The following is a 16,565-nucleotide window of genomic DNA, read 5'->3' as shown; positions in this document are numbered from 1 at the left end:
ACATGCGGCCACGCCGTGTTTCGCCGACCAAATTGTGTTTCGCGGAATCTGGGGGTGGGGTGCGGAACCTGGGGGTGCGTGGCGGAACCGCTGGGTGCGCCACAAATGGAACACACGCTTGACGAAAAACCAAGCAAGCGCTTGACTGAGCGTATGTTCTCAGAGCTTGCCTTCTTCTCCTTCATTCAGTTGACGGATCCGTCATTTCACCGGGCGTACAACGAGTGGCACCAGCTGGATCACCTTCCCGAAAACCTCGCGCTGGAGGGCGTCGCCACCGGGCAGCGCTGGCGTCACCTCGACGAATACCGCTCACTGACGAGCGGTGAAGCCGAGTTCACCGATGCCAACTATGTGGCGATGTACTGGTTCCGCCCGCCCGTGGAGGAATCTGTCGCGGCGTGGGATGCCCTGGGTGAAGCGTCCTTCCAGTGGGGCCGTGGACCGCTGATTCCAGCGGTGAAGCGCCCGCTGCTTGCATTCTTCAAGCCGGTCAAGGGTTACGCTGCCCCGCGCGCACTTGTGAACGCGGACGTTCTGCCCTTCCGCGCGAACCAGGGCGTGTACCTCACGCTCACCAGCACGGATGAGCCGCACTCGATGGAGACGCACACGGCCTACACGCGCGAAGACCGCGAACTGATTCCGGCTCTCCTTGACGTCGACGGCGTTGCGGGCGCATGGACGTTCTCGTTCAGCCACGTGCAGCAGCACAAGACGTTGCCGTTCGCCGGGCCCGCCGAGCGTAAGCAGGGCTCACTTCGTGTGCGCCTCGTTTACCTCGAGGATGACCCGGCCGTGGTCACCCCGAAGCTGCAGGAGATTGAGCGGGAGCTCGACATTCTGGCACCCACGCAGAAGGTCCTTTTTGCGGGTGCGATCAAGACGATCATTCCGTGGCAGGACTGGGACTAATCGTCCGCTGCATGTAAAAACGGCGGGGTGTGAGCTGAAGCTCACACCCCGCCGTTTTGCGATTGGGGTTAGTCGCTGAAGCGGGTCAGCGGCGTCTCGCCGGCTTCGGCGAGACGCGCGAGCGTGCCGGCGCGGGGTGCGATGGCGGAACCATAGCGAATGTCCCACTGGTCGTGGCTGTCGGCAAGAGCGGCTAGTGCGTGGTGGGCCCAGTTCGGGTCGTTCAGCATTTCCCGGCCAAGCAGCACCACATCGGCGTCACCGTGCGAGACGAGGTACTCGGCCTGCTGCGGATCGGTGATGAGGCCGACCGTCGCCGCCGGCAGGTCTGCGCCCTCGCGCACAGCGCGGCTGAAGTCAGCGTGGAACGCGTAACCACGGCGCACGCGGGTATCCATGGAACGGTCCGTGGTGATGCCGCCTGAGCTGGTGTCGACAATGTCGACACCAGCCACCTTGAGATCGCGAGCGAAGTCAACCGTGTCGTCAATGCCCAGCCCGCCTTCGAAGCCGTCGACGCTGGACACCCGGTACGAGAGCACGATGTCATCGCCAATCGCCGCGCGGATTGCACGCACAACATCGAGCGGATACTTGCGTCGGCCTTCAACGGAACCGCCGAACTCGTCGGTACGGAAGTTTGACAGCGGCGACAAGAACGAGTGCAACAGGTATCCGTGCGCGCCGTGCAACTCAAGCACGCGGAATCCGGCGGCGACAGCGCGACGTGCGGCGGCAGCCCACGCCTCGATCGAGGCGCGTACCTCATCGGCAGACATTTCCGCTGGCCTCGGGAATTCGGGGCCGGCCGGCTTGGCAGACGGGGCCTGTGTCACCCACGGCGAACCCTCCGGGTAGCCCTGTTCGACAGCGTCATCGCCGAGCGGTGCGCCAGCGAACCAGGGCTCGCGCACGCTCGCGCGGCGTCCTGCGTGGCCGAGCTGGATGCCAGCAACCGCGCCGCTTGCCTCAATGAATGACGCAACGCGAGCCAGACCCGGAATGTGCTCATCGCTCCAGATGCCTGCATCGAACGGCGAGATGCGCCCGGCCGGGTCAATCGCGGTCGCCTCCATAATCACGAGCCCGGCGCCACCAAGGGCGAAGCGCCCAAGGTGCACGAGGTGAAAGTCGGTGGCGAACCCGTCTTGCGACGAGTACATGCACATCGGGCTGACACCGATGCGGTTCTTCAGCGTGACACCACGCAGAGTGAGGGGCTGGAACAGGGCTGGAGCAGTCATTGATGATCTTTCGTTCACGCGGATTGCTGGCGACGCGGCAGGAACCACGTCAGCACGGTAGATAACAAGCAGAAAAGAGATGTTGTTCCGAGGCCGATCATGAGGCCGGTCTCGGTGAGGTAGTCAGGCAGAAGCACGATGCCGTAGAGCGTCAGCAAGAAGGCAAACGCCGCGCTTGCCACGGCACCCGATACGGAACGCATGAGGGAATTGAGTCCGCTGGCCGAAGACGCCTGCGCGATCGGAACCACGTCGAGAACCAGAGTGGGCAGGGTGCCGAAGACGAGGGCGGTGCCGACGCCGGCGAGCAGTGTTCCGATGAGGAGCGCGACGAGGCTGCCATGCACGAAGAATCGGAAGCCGAAGGAGATGGCCATCACCAAACTTCCCACCAGCAGCACCGCGCGCGTGCCAAATCGGCGCATGAGCGCGGCGGTTGCGGGGGCGCCGAGTACCATCGCGACCGCGAATGGAACCAGCACGAGGCCGGCAGAGATTTCGGCGAGCCCCAGCCCGATCGCCGTGGATTCAGGCGCCCGCGCCTCCTGCATGGTCAGCAGGAAGTTCGCAAACATTGCGAAAGACGTGAGAAACCCGACCGCGTTGGCGATCACCATCGCGGGACGCGTGGCCAAGCGGAGATCAATCACGGGAGAGGAAGAACGCAGTTGCAGCGGAATGAACAACGCGATGGCCACGCCACAGACCAGGGCGGCTGCAATCGTCGCGGGGCTCGTGATGCCCCATTCACCCACCTTTGAAACGATCAACAGAATCGCGGTGAGACCGACGGCCAGCACGCTGGCACCCACGAGATCGAAGGAGCCGTTTGCACGGTTGTGCTGTTCGGGCACCCACCGCCACACCAGGGTGGCGGTGATGGCAGCGCCAAGTGCAGAAAACAAGAAGGTAAACGGTAGTCCGCCGCTTGCCAGCAGGACACCCGCCAACGGCAACCCGAATCCGCTGCCGATACCAACGGTTCCGCTCAGCATCGCAATACCGATGACGGCCCGATCGCGCGGCAAAATACTGCGCAGCAGGCTCACCCCAATCGGCACGATCGTGGTTCCGAAGCCCTGCATGGCGCGCCCCAGCATCACCAACCAGAAATGAGAAGACCAGATAGCGGCGATCAGCGAGCCGACGCCGAGCGTGATCATCGCAATCAGCAGCATCCTCTTGCGCCCCCGCATGTCAGCGAGGCGCGCAAGAATCGGCGTGACGACAGTTCCGGTCAGCAGGGTGATCGTGACGATCCACGATGCGTCGCTGACTGAAACGTTGAGGAGCTCCGGAAATGATGGGAGGGCCGGAACCATCAGGGTGAACTGCAGGGAGGAGACAAAACCTGTGGACGCGATCGCCCACAGCACGCGGCGATCGGCCGGGCGCGTCACTGCATCCACGCGTCGAGCTGCGCGCGGAGACCTTCGGGAATGGAAATTGCCTTCTGCTCGGGTGACACCGTGACGACGTGAATCCATGAGCGGGCCACGGTCACGTTGTCGCTCGTGCGCACCATCTCGTGGTGAAACTTGAACGAGGAGCGGCTGATGTCGCCGATGCGCAGGTCGATGCGAATCTCATCAAAGAGCACGGCAGCGGCGAGGTACTCACACTGTGTTGCGCGGGAGACCGTCCACCAGCCGTGGGTGTCTTTCAGAGTGTCCTGACGAAGCCCCTGGAGATACATGAACTCTGACTGCAGGCGCTCCATCATCGGAAACCAGGCCGCGTAGTAGAGAATCCCCGCGGGGTCGGTGTCGGCGTAGCTCAGCCGTGACGTGTGTGAGTGCAGAACGGGAGACAGGGTCACTGCGTCACCGTCCAGCCGCCGTCAACGGGCAGGAAGACGCCGTTGATGTAGCTGGCTACGGGGGAGAGGAGGAAGAGGGTGGCGTAGGCGATATCGTCGGGAGTTGCCATCCGGTTCAGCGGAATGCGCTCCATGACCCGCTGGCCAACCTCGCTTTCGGCGAAGCCGGTCAGGCGCGGGGTGTCTGTCATGCCAGGGGCGACCGCGTTGCTACGGAACTCGTGCGAACGGTAGGCGGTGAGGTGCCGAACGTAGCCCATGATCGCGGCCTTGCTTGCCGAATACCAGTCTGAGTTGGTGCCGACCTTGTTGCCTGCAACCGATGCGGTTGCCACCATGGCGGCACCGTCGCCAGGGCCAGCGGCGGCCCACGCATCGGTGACGCGACGGACGCTACCAACGGAGATGAGGAGGGCCTGGTCGAACGGGATGGGCGCGCTGGATGCGGGGCCAGCGTTGTTGTGCAGGTAGCGAATCGAGCCGAGCGCTTCGGTCGCCGATGCGACGCCGGCGGTGACCGCCTCGTCGTCAGACACGTCGGCAACCCACGAGTGGAAGGTTCCGCCCGCGGCCGTCACCAGTTCTGCCGTCTCTGCCAGGCCGGTCGGGTTGAGGTCCCAACCTGAGACGCGCAGGCCCATGCCTACGGCGCGCAGTGCCGTGGCACGGCCAATGCCGCTGCCGGCGCCGGTGATCAGAATCGCGTCGTCGGAGAATCCGAAGTTTGCATCGCCCATGATGCTCCTTTCAACCAAGCATTTGCTTGTGTCAGAATGCTAGCGTGTGGCGCGTGCCGCGACAATCCCATGTACCGAAAGAGAGCACGAGATGACCGACACACCCCGCGTTGCCATTGTGACCGGAGCGAGCCGCGGAGCCGGAAAGGGTATCGCGTTGGCCCTTGGCGAGGCAGGCATGACGGTGTACGTCACCGGACGCTCGACCGAAAGCCCCACGGGGGATCTTCCCGGAACCATCACAGCGACGGCCGCAGAAGTGACGGCACGCGGCGGGCGCGGTATCGCGGTCGCCGTTGATCACAGCTCTGATGAGTCGGTCGCGGCGCTCGTGGAACAGGTACGTGCAGAACACGGCTACGTCGATGTGCTCGTCAACAACGTCTTCGCCGCACCCGATGGGCTCGTCACGCCGCTGCCGTTTTGGGAACAATCGCTCGACATGGATCAGATGTTCGACATCGGTCTGCGCTCGACGTATGTCATGACGGCGCTCGCGGCACCGCTGCTGATCGCTGACCCATCGCGTCGTGGGCTCGTTGTGAACACGTCCGGATTCGGCGGCACGTGTTTCATGCACGGCCCGGCATATGGTGCGGTCAAGGCGGGCGTCGACAAGATGGCACACGACTTCGCGGTTGATTTGAAGCCGCACGGTGTGACGGCGGTGTCTATCTGGATGGGCCTCTTGCGCACTGAGCGCACGACTCGCGTGCTCGCAGCGGAGCCCGACAAGTACCGCGGTGTTGACCAGACGACGGAATCGCCCGAGTTCCCTGGCCGGGTTATCGCGGCGTTGGACGCCCACGCAGACAAAGAGCGCTTCACCGGGCGGGTCCTGGTCGCCGCAGAGCTTGCGGGTGTGCTGGGTGTGACCGATGTTGATGGCCGTCAGCCAGCATCACGCCGCCCGCTCCTGGGCGACCCGCCCCGCTTCAGCGACGCGGTCGTGCGTTAACCGCGACCCGTGGTTCCGGCCGTGTATTGCGTTGCCGCGGAACGTGGCGCTTTTCGTAAGAGCGGATGCGAAATGGGTTCTGCAACAAGATTCTTTTAGCCCACGGAACGGCGGTGACGGCGCTCGTTATGCGAGCGTCTTCTGCGCGTCGAGTTGGCGTCTCGCTGCCATGAAGTCGCGCGGGCGGTTCACCGCGGTAAGGCCGACCAGCTCACCATTCTGGCAATGTCTTATGACAAATGATTCGGCGTCGATGTCGCCATCGATTTCTGCTTCAACCTCAGCGCCGGTTGCCCCGACAATTTGTAGCTTGACGTCGTATTGGTCCGACCAGAACCAGGGAGTCTGCCGCGGCCGTCGCGCCGCGCCAGCGATTGTTGCCGCGACCGACTTCGCTTGTTCAGTCGCGTTATGCACCGACTCGATGCGGCTGATCCTGCCGTGCGCGTCGCGAACTGAGGAGCAGTCACCGGCGGCAAACACGATGGGGTGACTCGTGCGGCCATCCTCGTTGCAGACCACGCCGCGTTCGATTTCGAGTCCTAGTGCTGCCGCGAGTGACGTGTCAGGATCCAACCCGATGCCCACCACGATCAGGTCAGCTTCTAGCTCACGACCATCGCCCAGCGTGATGAGAACGGATCCAGATGCCACTGACGTCATCGAGGCAATATTTGCGCTCAGAATCACATCGACGCCACGGCGACGGTGAATGTCGGCATAAGCGTTCGATATCACCGGGTGCACGACGCGGCCGAGTAAGCGATCGGTCATTTCGATCACGGTGACCGTTTTGCTGCGCTTCCGTGCAGATGCCGCCAGCTCGAGTCCGATGAAGCCGCCCCCAATCACCACGACACGCTGTGCGGCGTCGAGCTCGGCGCGCAGCCGCTCGCCGTCGGCAGCTGAACGAAGGTAATGCGTCCTGGACTGTACGTCGGGCGGCACCGTCAACTGGCGAGGGGTTCCGCCCTGGGCAAGCACGACATTCTCGAAGGTGATGGTTTGCTCATCGTCAAGTTGCGCGCACCGTGCACCAAGATCAATGTTTGCCACTGCTCTTCCGAGCTCGACCCCAATGTTTCCGCGCTCGTATGCACCGGTTCCCCGCAACACCAGGGAGTCCGGTGCTGCCTCGCTCGAGAGAAATGTCTTGGAAAGCGGTGGTCGCTGGTACGGCAGGTGTGGTTCCGCCCCGACGATCAAAATGCTGCCGGGGTAGTTGCTCTCACGGAGGGCAAAAGCAACGTCAGAGCCTGCCTGACCGCCACCGACGATCAGAACATCAACCGCACGATGATTTGTCATGCTTTCACAACCGTTCCGGAACCTGCACCACGACATCTGCATCTTCCACGAGGTAGAGCTGGCAGCCCAGTCTGCTGTTTTCGCAGTACCCATGCAATTCAGCCAGAACCTCGTCTTCGACGTCTTCCTTTGGTTCGAACTTCTCGTTGACGTCTGGCTCGAGCCAGACGTGGCACGTGCCGCACGACATCACACCACCGCACTCAGCGATGATGCCGCGCACACCCTCACGGCGACCAACTTCCATGACGGTGTCATCCATCGACATATCAGCGGTCAGCGACTCTTCTCCGTGCTCATCGAGAAATGTGATGTTACCCATTCGACTTTGCTTTCTGCGCGAGCGCGAATGTCTCGCGCATATCGACAATCCAGCCCTCGGGGTTCTCCCACGGCGCGAAATGGCCGCCGTGTTCATGGGCTTTTACGTTGACTAGGTTGTACCAGCGAGCGCTGCGGTCGCTCGGGCTGCGTTTAGACGCGGCCGAACGATATGCGTCAGCGCGTTGCTGGGCGGTGACGCCAGGTGGATTCTCAAACCCAAGGAATGTGATTCCGGCCGGTGCTTCAATCGCGGGAACGCGGTCGTGTGAGGGTTGCCAGCGATAGTGTGCGGTGTTCGCGTATGTGCGAATGCTTGAGCCGATGGAGTTGGTCGCCCAGAAGATCGTTGCGATTGTCAGGAGGTCATCGGTCGAGAATACGGACTCAAGGTCATTGTCGTGATCAACCCAGAGCTGGTAGCGACGGACGATCCAGGCAAGCATTCCTACGGGAGAGTCAGAGAGTCCGTACGTGAGCGTCTGCGGGTCCAGCATGTGGACCGCGATATGTGCGACAAACTTCTTCATGTATCGTTGCAGGCCGTCGCGCTCAATGTCGCTTGCGCCCTCGGGTGATATCCGACCCTCAGTGATGTCCCACCATCGCTCACCGTGAAAAATATCCAACGGTGTTGGCGTGCTGACGTGGATTGCTACGAGAGAGTCCGCATATTTGTGCCCCATCTGTGCAGTGACCATGGCGCCGAAGTCGCCGCCCACAGCGCCGTATGTTTCGTAGCCGAGGACATCAACCATGAGTTCTTGCCAGAGGTCCGCAACGCGCCAAAAGGTGAGCGTCGGGTCGTGCAACGGTGTCGAAAACCCGAACCCTGGGTATGACGGAATTACGAGATCGAACGCTGGAACGCCGTCGGCATCCGCACCCGTTGGGTCCGAGAGCTCATCGACGACCTTGCTCCAATGCCAGAAAGTCCACGGCCAACCGTGCGTCGCGATCACCGGTATTGCATCGGATCGCTTTGACGGACGGTGCATGAAGTGGATGGTTTGTCCCTGCACTGTGGCGCGATAGTGGTTGTACTTGTTGAGCTCGGTCTCAGCCGCGCGCCAGTCGAACCCGCCTCGCCACCGCTCCACAAGTCGCGCGAGCGTGGCCTGGTCTATGCCGTAAATCGAGCTTTCTTCGGCCGCCACCTGGAGATTGGGCCAACGGGTATCGTCGAGGCGGCGTTTCAAGTCATCAAGAACGTCTTGACCGATGGTGATGTCAAACTTCTCAACCCGTGAAAGATCGATTGTCATTGTGCGGTCCTCGGCTGAAACTCAATCTCCACTTTTTCTGGGCCAGCAATGGTTCCGCCAACTTTGTATTCGACGGGGGACCGCAACGTGACGGCCTGAAGGCGGTCGACAAGTGTCTGCACGCCGATCGTGATCTCGGCTGTGGCGAGCGCCCAGCCGATGCAGTGATGATTGCCGTACCCGAAACCGATGTCGAAGCCTGGAGCGGCGCGGTCGAGGACAACCTCATCCGGGTTTTCAAAGACCTCGGGATCACGGCCAGCTGCCGCCAGATTGAGCGCGACGCGGCCACCTGCGGCGAACGTGACGTCACCATACGTCATGTCTTCTTCAACCACACGAGCGAACCGGTATGCGGCAGGGTAGATCCGTAGCGACTCTTTGAGAGCCCGTGCCACCAACGTGCGGTCGGTGTAGGCCTGTTCCCATAAGCCGTTGTCAATCAGCATGCGAGCGGTCGAGGCAATCTGGGAGCGCGTCGTGTCGTGCCCCGCGAGCAGAATGAAAACAATCGACCAGATGAGCTCGTCCTGCGAAAGCTTCTCACCCGCGTCTTGGATGGCGATCAGATCGCTGATGAAGTCGTCTTGCGGAGCTGCGCGACGACGCTCGATAAGACTGCCGACGTAGGCGTGCACTGTTGTGAGTGCTGCCTCCAGGCGAGGCCGGGATGGTTCGAAAGGTACCGCACTGAGTAGGATCAGCTCGACCGATGCGCTTTCAAACTTGTCAATGTCTTCCGGCGGCACTCCGATGAAGGCAGAGATCGTGCGGATCGAAACATAGTGCGAGTAGTCGGCGACAACGTTTGCGGTACTGCCATTCATGACGATGGCGTCCGCGAGCTCGTCGGCGATGGCCTGGATTCGCGGTTCGGTCGCTTTGATGCGCGCTGGGCGAAACCCGCGCACGATGATGGGGCGAATACGTGCGTGATCTTCGGCGGACATCATATTGAAGTTGCCTGTGGTCACGAATTTCATGATCGGGCTGTCTTCGGTCACACCGAGGTCGCGGAAGACTTGGGCATTCTTGGGGCGCACGCGGGGGTCACGGAATAGCGATCGAACGCTTTCGTAGGAGAAAAATTCCTCACCCGTTGGGCTATTTGCATGTTGGATGCGAGAGAACGGGCAGCCCAGCATTGCGTTGGGGTCCTCGAGGAACTCTTGGGTGTGTACGTCGATGGGTTTTGGCGCCATTGCCATAGTAATCTCCGATCAAGCGATTGCTTGGGGGAGACCTTATCTTTGGACCGTGTAGTTGGCAATGGTGCATCTGCACCACGCGCCCCGGCTTTCCGTGAAGTTGTGAATCAACACCAGTGGAATCGTGCGACGTTAGATGCCGTAGCCGCCGTCGACGTCGAGCTTCTGACCCGTGATGAAGTTGGCGCGCGGGGAAGCAAGGAAGGCCACGGCCTCCGCGATGTCGCTGGCATAGCCGTATCGCCGCATCGGAATGTTCGCCGTCGCGACGTCCAACGCGCGCTGATCGAGGTCGCCCGATGCTTGAAGTTTGGCTGACATGCCATCGTGCAGCATGCCGGGCCCGACGCTGTTTACTCGCACACCGTACTTGCCTTCTTCTGCGGCGATACCGCGAGCAAGCGCCTCAACGCCGCCCTTCGGTGCGGCGGACAGGCCGTCGCGCACGGGGTAGCGCTTGGTGCCAGCCGATGACACGACGGTGAGGGAGCCGCGAGACGTGCGAAGGTGCGGAACGGCCGCGTGCACGATGTTGTAGAAACCCACGAGATCCCCGTCAACTTGCGCCGCGAACTCCGCAGGCGACACAGTAGACAGGTACCTCATCGGAACGTGCGGACCCGCCGCATGGACCACCGTGTGGATGCCCCCGTGACGCTCCGCAATCTCGTCGAAAAGGGCGGTAGCAGCATTGGCGTCTGTGACGTCGAGGCGCGCCAAATCGGCGGAACCCAGGTTGGTTGGAGCTGTCGAACGATAGGTGGCTACAACGTGCGCGCCACCGGCAGTCAGGCGGTGCACACACGCGGCGCCAATGCCACCAGAACCTCCGATCACGACGGCAACGCCGGGAAGCTGAGCGAAATCTTGAGCTGGTTCAACGTGGGTCATGCTCGGCACGGTAGCACTGCGCTACAGTAGAAACCAAGCAAACGCTTCGTTGGTCTTGCCTAACGGAACAGCCTGTGGTTGACTAACCAAGCATTTGTTTGCTGCACTCAATGACGAGAAAGGTCCCCTCACATGCACCGCAAAAAACTCGCCGCATCCGTAGCGGCACTCGCGGTCGCGACGCTCACGTTCGCGGGCTGCTCCGGCAACAGCACCTCACCCGAAACCTCAAAGCCTTCCGAGGGCGGTTCGTCCTCGAGCGAGCCCATCAAGGTTGTCGTTTTCGGTGGTGTTAGCGCTGAAGGCATCCTGGCCAACAACGCTGCGACCTCGATTACGGCAGCGAAGGCATCGGTCGCCAGCGTTAACGCTGCTGGTGGTATCGACGGCCGCCAGGTCGAGATTGAAGTTATTGACGACACCGGTGACCCGACCGTTGCTGTTACCAAGCTCAAGGAACTGCTGGCAAGCGGCGACAAGCCCGTTGCCGTCATGAACTCGGGCCCCTCGACCGTCGCTGACGCGATGATTCCGATCCTCACGCAGAACAAGATTCTGTCGTTCAACATCGGCCCGACGGCAACGTCGGCTGACCCGGCACAGTCGCCCTACAACTTCGACCTCTCGCCTTCGGCCAACGACTACATCAAGGCATTCGTGCCCACGATGGAAGACAAGGGCTACGAAGACGTCGCGATCCTGCACGGCTCGAGCGCGTACGGCGAGCTGTTCGGTAAGGGCACCAGCGAGATCTTCGGTGAGTCCGGCTTCACGGTTGTCGGTAACGAAGGCTACGACGTCGCCGCTCTTGACATGACGGCTCAGCTCGAGGCTCTCAAGTCGAAGAACCCGGACGTCCTCGTTCTTGACGCCTACGGCGCACCGCTCGGCTACGTGCTCCAGGGCATCGAGAAGCTCGGCTGGGACATCCCGATCATGGGCAACACCTCGGTCTCGGCAACGACGCTCATCGCAACGGAGCCCCCGACGGGTGTTCTCGGCACCGACCAGGTTAAGAACCTGACGATGCAGGTCTTCACGTCGACCAAGTTCGACAAGAACGACGCAGCCGTCAACGACGGTGTCAAGCACATGGTTGAGGCAGGCGACATCAAGACCTCGCTCATCCTGGCCTACAACCTCGACGCGATGTGGCTCGTCAAGGCTGCCGCTGAGAAGGAAGGCTCGCTCGACGCTGAGGCCCTCGTTAAGGGAATCACCGACGCGCAGGTGCAGAAGGACGCCGGAACCATCCTGATCAAGAACTACGGCTTCACGCCGGAGAAGCACAGCCCGAGCCTGGGTACGGATGAGTTCCTCTTCATCTCGCCCGGCCCGCTGGTTAACGGCCAGTTCCAGTAACTATGTAAGTGATGGGGGCTTCAGAGCTCAGCTCTGAAGCCCCCATCTCCGCCCACTCCCGCCCCTCCCGGAGACGGCAATCATGACAATTATTTTTTCGGGCCTAGCGCTCGGTGCAATCTACGCACTCGTCGCTATTGGCTACAACATCGTCTTCCTTTCCCAGAAGACCTTTAACTTCGCCCAAGCAACACTCATGATGTTCGGTGCCTTCTTGGCATACCTGGGCATCGCGGTGTGGGGCCTTCCCTGGTGGCTCGTTGGCATTGGTGCCGCGATCATCGTCGGTCTGATTGCCGCGCTCGAAGAGCGCGTGGCCGTCCGCCCCGTCAAAGACATGCACAACCTGCTTGTCACCACGCTGGGTGCCTCCTTCGTTATTGAGGGCGTCGCTCAGCTGATCTGGGGCGGCGAGCCCCACGCGGTTCCGTTCTTCCTCGGCAACAAGCCGCTGGAGATCGCAGGCGGCGCTGTCCTGCCCGTCGAAATCGCGATTGTCGTGGTTGTTGTGCTGCTCGTTGTGGCTCTCACGCAGTTCTCGAAGCGCTCCATGGTCGGTATTGCTCTGCTCGGCATGAGTGAAGACCGCGAGGCCGCTGTGCTGCGCGGTGTCAACGTGCGCCGCTTTGCCTTCCTTGCATTCGTCGCGACCGGAATGATCGCTGGCTTCCTCGGCGTTATCGTCGGTCCGAAGACGTACGCGGTGGCCACCCTCGGTGCGTCGCTCGCGCTTAAGGGCTTCGTGGTTCTTGCCATCGGTGGTTTCGGCTCGATGTGGGGTGTTCTCGTCGGTGGCGCCATTGTGGGTCTCGCCGAGGCCATCGCCGGCCGCTACTGGGGTGCTGACTACGCGGCGATCACTGTCTTCGCGATCCTGGTCATCATTCTCATGATCAAGCCGACCGGTTTGTTCACGCGCCGCAAGGAAAGGACGGTCTGATCATGGCTGCACTGTGGCTTAAATTCCGCGCCCTTCCGGGCTTCATCGTTCCGCTCATCCTCGGCATCGCACTCATTTTCGTGCCGTACATGGGCCTCGGCTATGCCGTGACACGTCAGGTTCAGCTGACGATCCTGCTTGCGCTCATCGTGACAGGCCTCAACCTCAGCCTCGGTTATGCAGGCGAGCTGGCCATGGGTCAGGTGGCTATGTATGCCGGTGGTGCCTACACCGCCGGTCTCATGAGTAAGGCGGGTGTCACTGACATCTTCCTGCAGCTGCTGGCTGGTGCCGCTGTTGCACTGCTGATCGGTTTGATCTCCGGTATCCCCGGCCTCCGCCTTGGCGGTTGGTCGCTCGCGATGACGTCGTTCTTCCTGATCCTGCTGATTCCCGACGTGCTGTCGATCTTCAAGGAAAGCACCGGCGGCCGTAACGGCATGACCGTGGTTCCTGCGACCTTCTTCGGCGGCCCGCTCGACCCGGCAACGTACTACATCCTGCTTTGTGTGATTGCGATCCTGTGGTTCGCCGTGATGCGCAACATCATTGTTTCGCGCAACGGTCTCGCACTGCAGGTGCTCAAGCGCAGCCCCGTGCTCGCCTCATCGATGGGTATCTCGGTCTTCAGCATGAAGCTGTCGGCCTACGCACTCGGTGCGATCCCTGCCGGTGTTGCCGGTGTGCTGTTTGCCAACCTTGACGGCTACATCTCACCCGAGGCGTTCGCGTTCTCCTTCGCCATGACCGTTCTTGCGGCTTCCATCTTCGGTGGTTCCGCTTCGGTATATGGTGCGGCGATCGGCGCAGCGGTACTGCAGTTCGGCCTGAACCAGGCGTCCAACCTCGGTGGCTGGAACATCATCATCACGGGTGCATTCCTGGTGTTCGGTGGTGTGGTCTTCACCGGTGGCCTCGCTGGCCTCGGTCGCAGCCTCGTCAGGAAGATTGACAACTGGGCTGCTAATAAGACCGGAACCGTGAAGCGTGCGTTGACGACGGACTCGTCGTCGGCCGCAAGCGTCGAGATCGAAAAGCTCAATGGTGCACCGCTCGTTGTCACGGATGTCTCGAAGGCGTTCGGCGGAAACAAAGCGCTGTCCAACGTGTCTGTCGACGCTCAGCCTGGCAAGGTGACGGCCATCATCGGTCCGAACGGTTCAGGTAAGACCACGCTGCTGAACATGATCTCGGGCTTCTACAAGACCGACTCGGGCGCGATCAGCCTCGACCAGGACCAGATTGCCGGCCTGCCGTCGTTCAAGGTCTCGCGTGCGGGTGTCTCGCGTACGTTCCAGACGCCGCACATTCCGGAGAAGCTCACGGTTTTCGAGGCGGTGGAAGCAGGCCGTATCGGCTCTGACCGCGTTTCGATTGCCGGTGCGATCTTCCGTACCCCGAAGTTCCTGAAGGTACGCAAGAACGACCGGATTGAGACTGACCGTGCGCTTGCGCTCGTCGGCCTCGCAGAACAGCGCGACATGGAAGCCGACGCACTGCCCCTTGGCCAGCGTCGTCTGCTCGAGGTCGCACGCGCCCTGGTCGCCAACCCTCGCGTTCTGCTCCTCGATGAGACCGCTTCTGGTCTTGACGAGGACGAGCTTGAGGTGCTGGAAGCCCTGATTCGTCGCTTGCGCGACGCGGGCCTCACGATCGTGCTCGTGGAGCACAACTTCCAGCTGGTGCTGCGTCTGGCCGACTCGATCTACGTGCTCGCACAGGGCAAGGTCATGGCACACGGAACCTCGGAAGAGATTGAGAACAACCCGCGCGTCAAGGAGGAATACCTTGGTATCGCAGCGGAGGTTGACGTCACGAGTGGAGAAAGCGATGTCTGAAGTTCTTCTTGACGTCCAGAACCTGAAGACCGGCTACGGCGACCTGACGGTTGTTCGCGACGTGTCGCTCACGGTTCGTTCGGGTGAGATCACAGTTCTGCTTGGCCGTAACGGTGCTGGCAAAACGACCACACTGCGAGCCATCACCGGCCTCAACAAGGTGCAGGGCGGTTCCGTCACGTACCTCGGCCAGTCGATTGCCGACGTGCCCGCGCACAAGCGTGTGGCCGAGGGCCTGTCGTACGTGCAGGAAGGCAAGCGCGTCTTCCACGAGCTCACGATCGAACAGAACCTGCTGCTCGGTGGCTTCTCGACGAAGCAGAAGAAGCGTGCGCTGATGCCGAAGGTGGAGGAGATCTACGAGTTCTTCCCGATCCTCGGTGAGAAGCGGTCGCTGACGGCTGCCAGCATGTCGGGTGGTCAGCAGCAGATGCTGGCGATCGGACAGGCGCTGATGGCAAACCCGAAGCTGCTGATTCTTGACGAGCCGAGCCAGGGTCTGGCGCCGGTCATCGTCAAAGAGGTCATGGATCGCGTGCATTCGCTGAAGGCCACTGGCCTCGGCATCCTGCTCATCGAGCAGGCCGTGCAGGACTCTGTTGCGATCGCCGACGAAGTCGCGGTCATCGACATGGGCAAGAACGTGATTTCGGGCAAGGCTGCCGACATCACGGTCGAAGACCTGCAGGCTGCGTACTTCGGCGTGCAGTCTCACTAAGTTCAGTTGCGAAGGCGGCCGTGCGGATTCCCGTGCGGCCGCCTTCGTGTCGCGTGGGGGCGACTGTATCGTGCGTGCTCCCCGGTTCCGGAACCAGGTAGAGGGGCAAAGAAGAGGGCCCCGGAACCGAGTGGTCCGGGGCCGAGAATCGGTGCGCGGGGCGGATTAGGCGCCGTCGGGCATGTTGGTCCAGCCGCGTGAGCGCGCCTTGCCGTGCCAACCGCTTGCGGCCAAGGTTCCGCCATCGACCGGGATCGTGACGCCCGTGACGAAGCGGGAATCGTTGGAGGCGAGGAACGCGACGACGTCGGCGTGGTCGCCTGCCTGGCCGAAACGGCCGAGCGGAATCCAGGAGGGGATCAGCTCGGGGTCGCGGCCGTTCAGCATCGCGTCGTGCGAGGTTTGCGGGGTATCGGTGAGGTCAGGGGCGATGGCGTTCACGCGGATGCCGTTGGGGCTGAGCTCGACCGCCATGCTCTTGGTGAAGGCAGAAACGCCGGCCTTGTACGCCGAGTAGGCGGCGTGACCCGGAATCCCGCGGAAGGCTTCGACGGTGGAGACGTTGATGATGTTTCCGGTGCCGTGCGTGATCATGCGTGGCGCAAATTCGTGCGTCATCGCCAGCACGTGCCAAAGGTTGATGCGGTACAGCTGCTCCCACATCTCGGGGGTGGACTTCACGAAGACGGGCTTGGCCGGACGGAAATCTCCCACGTTGTTGACGAGCACATCAACGCGGCCGCCCCACGCTGCGTCGACGAAGGCAGCGACGGTTGCCACGCCCTCTGCGGTCGTGACATCGGCAATCAGTGGCGCGCAGGTTCCGCCAGCTGAGACGATGGCCTCGGCGGTCTGGGTCGCGGCATCATTATTGATGTCTACCAGCAGAACGTTGTCACCGTCGTTTGCGAATCGGCGGCTGATGCCGCCACCAATTCCGAGGGCGCCACCGGTGACGATGACGTTGCGGGGAGTGGAGACTTCGTTGTCGATCATTCACACAACCTAGCATTTGTTTGGTAGCCTCGGAAGGGACGCAAA

General features: G+C 61.8%; 16 protein-coding genes. 6 read left to right on the top strand and 10 right to left on the bottom strand.

Annotated elements, in window-relative coordinates; all coding sequences use genetic code 11:
- The first annotated feature begins 153 nt into the window (after positions 1 to 153).
- The gene (locus KTJ77_RS10825; protein WP_217338560.1) at positions 154 to 915 is read left to right on the top strand and encodes a hypothetical protein; all 762 of its coding nucleotides are present in this window, start codon (positions 154 to 156) and stop codon (positions 913 to 915) included.
- A 68-nt stretch (positions 916 to 983) separates the two neighbouring features.
- Here KTJ77_RS10825 and KTJ77_RS10820 read toward each other — a convergent pair whose 3' ends face one another.
- From KTJ77_RS10820 to KTJ77_RS10805, 4 genes are read right to left on the bottom strand one after another with little or no spacing between them, the layout of a single operon-like run.
- Complete coding sequence (locus KTJ77_RS10820) at positions 984 to 2,159, bottom strand: NADH:flavin oxidoreductase/NADH oxidase (RefSeq protein WP_217338559.1); 1,176 nt, start codon at positions 2,157 to 2,159, stop codon at positions 984 to 986.
- A 14-nt stretch (positions 2,160 to 2,173) separates the two neighbouring features.
- On the bottom strand, positions 2,174 to 3,568 hold the full coding sequence (locus KTJ77_RS10815) for an MFS transporter (RefSeq protein ID WP_217338558.1): 1,395 nt from the start codon (positions 3,566 to 3,568) through the stop codon (positions 2,174 to 2,176).
- Positions 3,556 to 3,978: a thioesterase family protein gene (locus KTJ77_RS10810; protein WP_217338557.1), complete on the bottom strand. Its 423-nt coding sequence runs from the start codon at positions 3,976 to 3,978 to the stop codon at positions 3,556 to 3,558. The genes KTJ77_RS10815 and KTJ77_RS10810 overlap by 13 nt, the downstream gene beginning before the upstream one ends.
- A complete protein-coding gene (locus KTJ77_RS10805; RefSeq protein ID WP_217338556.1) occupies positions 3,975 to 4,715 on the bottom strand; it encodes an SDR family NAD(P)-dependent oxidoreductase in 741 nt (246 codons plus the stop codon). The genes KTJ77_RS10810 and KTJ77_RS10805 overlap by 4 nt, the downstream gene beginning before the upstream one ends.
- A gap of 91 nt (positions 4,716 to 4,806) precedes the next feature.
- On the opposite strand from KTJ77_RS10805, the gene KTJ77_RS10800 reads away from it, so the two are divergent.
- Entirely contained in the window at positions 4,807 to 5,673 is an 867-nt protein-coding gene (locus KTJ77_RS10800) for an SDR family NAD(P)-dependent oxidoreductase (RefSeq protein ID WP_217338555.1), read from the top strand.
- 126 nt (positions 5,674 to 5,799) lie between these two features.
- Here KTJ77_RS10800 and KTJ77_RS10795 read toward each other — a convergent pair whose 3' ends face one another.
- The 5 genes from KTJ77_RS10795 to KTJ77_RS10775 form a co-directional block, all read right to left on the bottom strand.
- Positions 5,800 to 6,981 carry an NAD(P)/FAD-dependent oxidoreductase gene (locus KTJ77_RS10795; RefSeq protein ID WP_217338554.1) on the bottom strand — a complete coding sequence of 394 codons (1,182 nt, stop codon included), beginning with the start codon at positions 6,979 to 6,981 and terminating at the stop codon, positions 5,800 to 5,802.
- A gap of 4 nt (positions 6,982 to 6,985) precedes the next feature.
- Positions 6,986 to 7,303 carry a 2Fe-2S iron-sulfur cluster-binding protein gene (locus KTJ77_RS10790; protein ID WP_217338553.1) on the bottom strand — a complete coding sequence of 106 codons (318 nt, stop codon included), beginning with the start codon at positions 7,301 to 7,303 and terminating at the stop codon, positions 6,986 to 6,988.
- A complete protein-coding gene (locus KTJ77_RS10785; protein ID WP_217338552.1) occupies positions 7,296 to 8,567 on the bottom strand; it encodes an epoxide hydrolase family protein in 1,272 nt (423 codons plus the stop codon). Before KTJ77_RS10785 ends, KTJ77_RS10790 begins: the two co-directional genes overlap by 8 nt.
- Positions 8,564 to 9,550 carry a cytochrome P450 gene (locus KTJ77_RS10780; RefSeq protein ID WP_217338551.1) on the bottom strand — a complete coding sequence of 329 codons (987 nt, stop codon included), beginning with the start codon at positions 9,548 to 9,550 and terminating at the stop codon, positions 8,564 to 8,566. The genes KTJ77_RS10785 and KTJ77_RS10780 overlap by 4 nt, the downstream gene beginning before the upstream one ends.
- 357 nt (positions 9,551 to 9,907) lie before the next feature.
- Positions 9,908 to 10,666 carry an SDR family oxidoreductase gene (locus KTJ77_RS10775; RefSeq protein WP_217338550.1) on the bottom strand — a complete coding sequence of 253 codons (759 nt, stop codon included), beginning with the start codon at positions 10,664 to 10,666 and terminating at the stop codon, positions 9,908 to 9,910.
- Positions 10,667 to 10,798: 132 nt separating this feature from the next.
- Here KTJ77_RS10775 and KTJ77_RS10770 point away from each other — a divergent pair, with 132 nt between their 5' ends.
- The 4 genes from KTJ77_RS10770 (at position 10,799) to KTJ77_RS10755 (ending at position 15,524) form a co-directional block, all read left to right on the top strand.
- Positions 10,799 to 12,028 carry an ABC transporter substrate-binding protein gene (locus KTJ77_RS10770; RefSeq protein WP_217338549.1) on the top strand — a complete coding sequence of 410 codons (1,230 nt, stop codon included), beginning with the start codon at positions 10,799 to 10,801 and terminating at the stop codon, positions 12,026 to 12,028.
- A gap of 82 nt (positions 12,029 to 12,110) precedes the next feature.
- Complete coding sequence (locus KTJ77_RS10765; protein WP_217338548.1) at positions 12,111 to 12,968, top strand: branched-chain amino acid ABC transporter permease; 858 nt, start codon at positions 12,111 to 12,113, stop codon at positions 12,966 to 12,968.
- Between the two features lie 2 nt (positions 12,969 to 12,970).
- Positions 12,971 to 14,806 carry an ATP-binding cassette domain-containing protein gene (locus tag KTJ77_RS10760; protein WP_217338547.1) on the top strand — a complete coding sequence of 612 codons (1,836 nt, stop codon included), beginning with the start codon at positions 12,971 to 12,973 and terminating at the stop codon, positions 14,804 to 14,806.
- Positions 14,799 to 15,524: an ABC transporter ATP-binding protein gene (locus KTJ77_RS10755; protein ID WP_217338546.1), complete on the top strand. Its 726-nt coding sequence runs from the start codon at positions 14,799 to 14,801 to the stop codon at positions 15,522 to 15,524. Before KTJ77_RS10760 ends, KTJ77_RS10755 begins: the two co-directional genes overlap by 8 nt.
- A 165-nt stretch (positions 15,525 to 15,689) precedes the next feature.
- Here the strand turns inward: KTJ77_RS10755 and KTJ77_RS10750 are convergent, their stop codons facing one another.
- A complete protein-coding gene (locus KTJ77_RS10750; RefSeq protein ID WP_217338545.1) occupies positions 15,690 to 16,520 on the bottom strand; it encodes an SDR family NAD(P)-dependent oxidoreductase in 831 nt (276 codons plus the stop codon).
- Positions 16,521 to 16,565 lie beyond the last annotated feature (45 nt).

This window comes from Microbacterium sp. NC79 (assembly GCF_019061125.1).
GTDB lineage: Bacteria > Actinomycetota > Actinomycetes > Actinomycetales > Microbacteriaceae > Microbacterium.
Note: the sequence above shows the minus strand (reverse complement) of the source record. Positions and strands in the feature narration are given on the sequence as shown.

Bases quoted from the DNA above. Each gene is read 5' to 3' on its own strand.
- KTJ77_RS10825 (WP_217338560.1), top strand. From the start codon at position 154: ATGTTCTCAGAGCTTGCCTTCTTCTCCTTCATTCAGTTGACGGATCCG.
- KTJ77_RS10755 (WP_217338546.1), top strand. From the start codon at position 14,799: ATGTCTGAAGTTCTTCTTGACGTCCAGAACCTGAAGACCGGCTACGGC.
- KTJ77_RS10750 (WP_217338545.1), bottom strand. From the start codon at position 16,520: ATGATCGACAACGAAGTCTCCACTCCCCGCAACGTCATCGTCACCGGT.
- KTJ77_RS10800 (WP_217338555.1), top strand. From the start codon at position 4,807: ATGACCGACACACCCCGCGTTGCCATTGTGACCGGAGCGAGCCGCGGA.
- KTJ77_RS10785 (WP_217338552.1), bottom strand. From the start codon at position 8,567: ATGACAATCGATCTTTCACGGGTTGAGAAGTTTGACATCACCATCGGT.
- KTJ77_RS10760 (WP_217338547.1), top strand. From the start codon at position 12,971: ATGGCTGCACTGTGGCTTAAATTCCGCGCCCTTCCGGGCTTCATCGTT.
- KTJ77_RS10775 (WP_217338550.1), bottom strand. From the start codon at position 10,666: ATGACCCACGTTGAACCAGCTCAAGATTTCGCTCAGCTTCCCGGCGTT.
- KTJ77_RS10820 (WP_217338559.1), bottom strand. From the start codon at position 2,159: ATGACTGCTCCAGCCCTGTTCCAGCCCCTCACTCTGCGTGGTGTCACG.
- KTJ77_RS10805 (WP_217338556.1), bottom strand. From the start codon at position 4,715: ATGGGCGATGCAAACTTCGGATTCTCCGACGACGCGATTCTGATCACC.
- KTJ77_RS10765 (WP_217338548.1), top strand. From the start codon at position 12,111: ATGACAATTATTTTTTCGGGCCTAGCGCTCGGTGCAATCTACGCACTC.
- KTJ77_RS10780 (WP_217338551.1), bottom strand. From the start codon at position 9,550: ATGAAATTCGTGACCACAGGCAACTTCAATATGATGTCCGCCGAAGAT.
- KTJ77_RS10770 (WP_217338549.1), top strand. From the start codon at position 10,799: ATGCACCGCAAAAAACTCGCCGCATCCGTAGCGGCACTCGCGGTCGCG.
- KTJ77_RS10790 (WP_217338553.1), bottom strand. From the start codon at position 7,303: ATGGGTAACATCACATTTCTCGATGAGCACGGAGAAGAGTCGCTGACC.
- KTJ77_RS10795 (WP_217338554.1), bottom strand. From the start codon at position 6,981: ATGACAAATCATCGTGCGGTTGATGTTCTGATCGTCGGTGGCGGTCAG.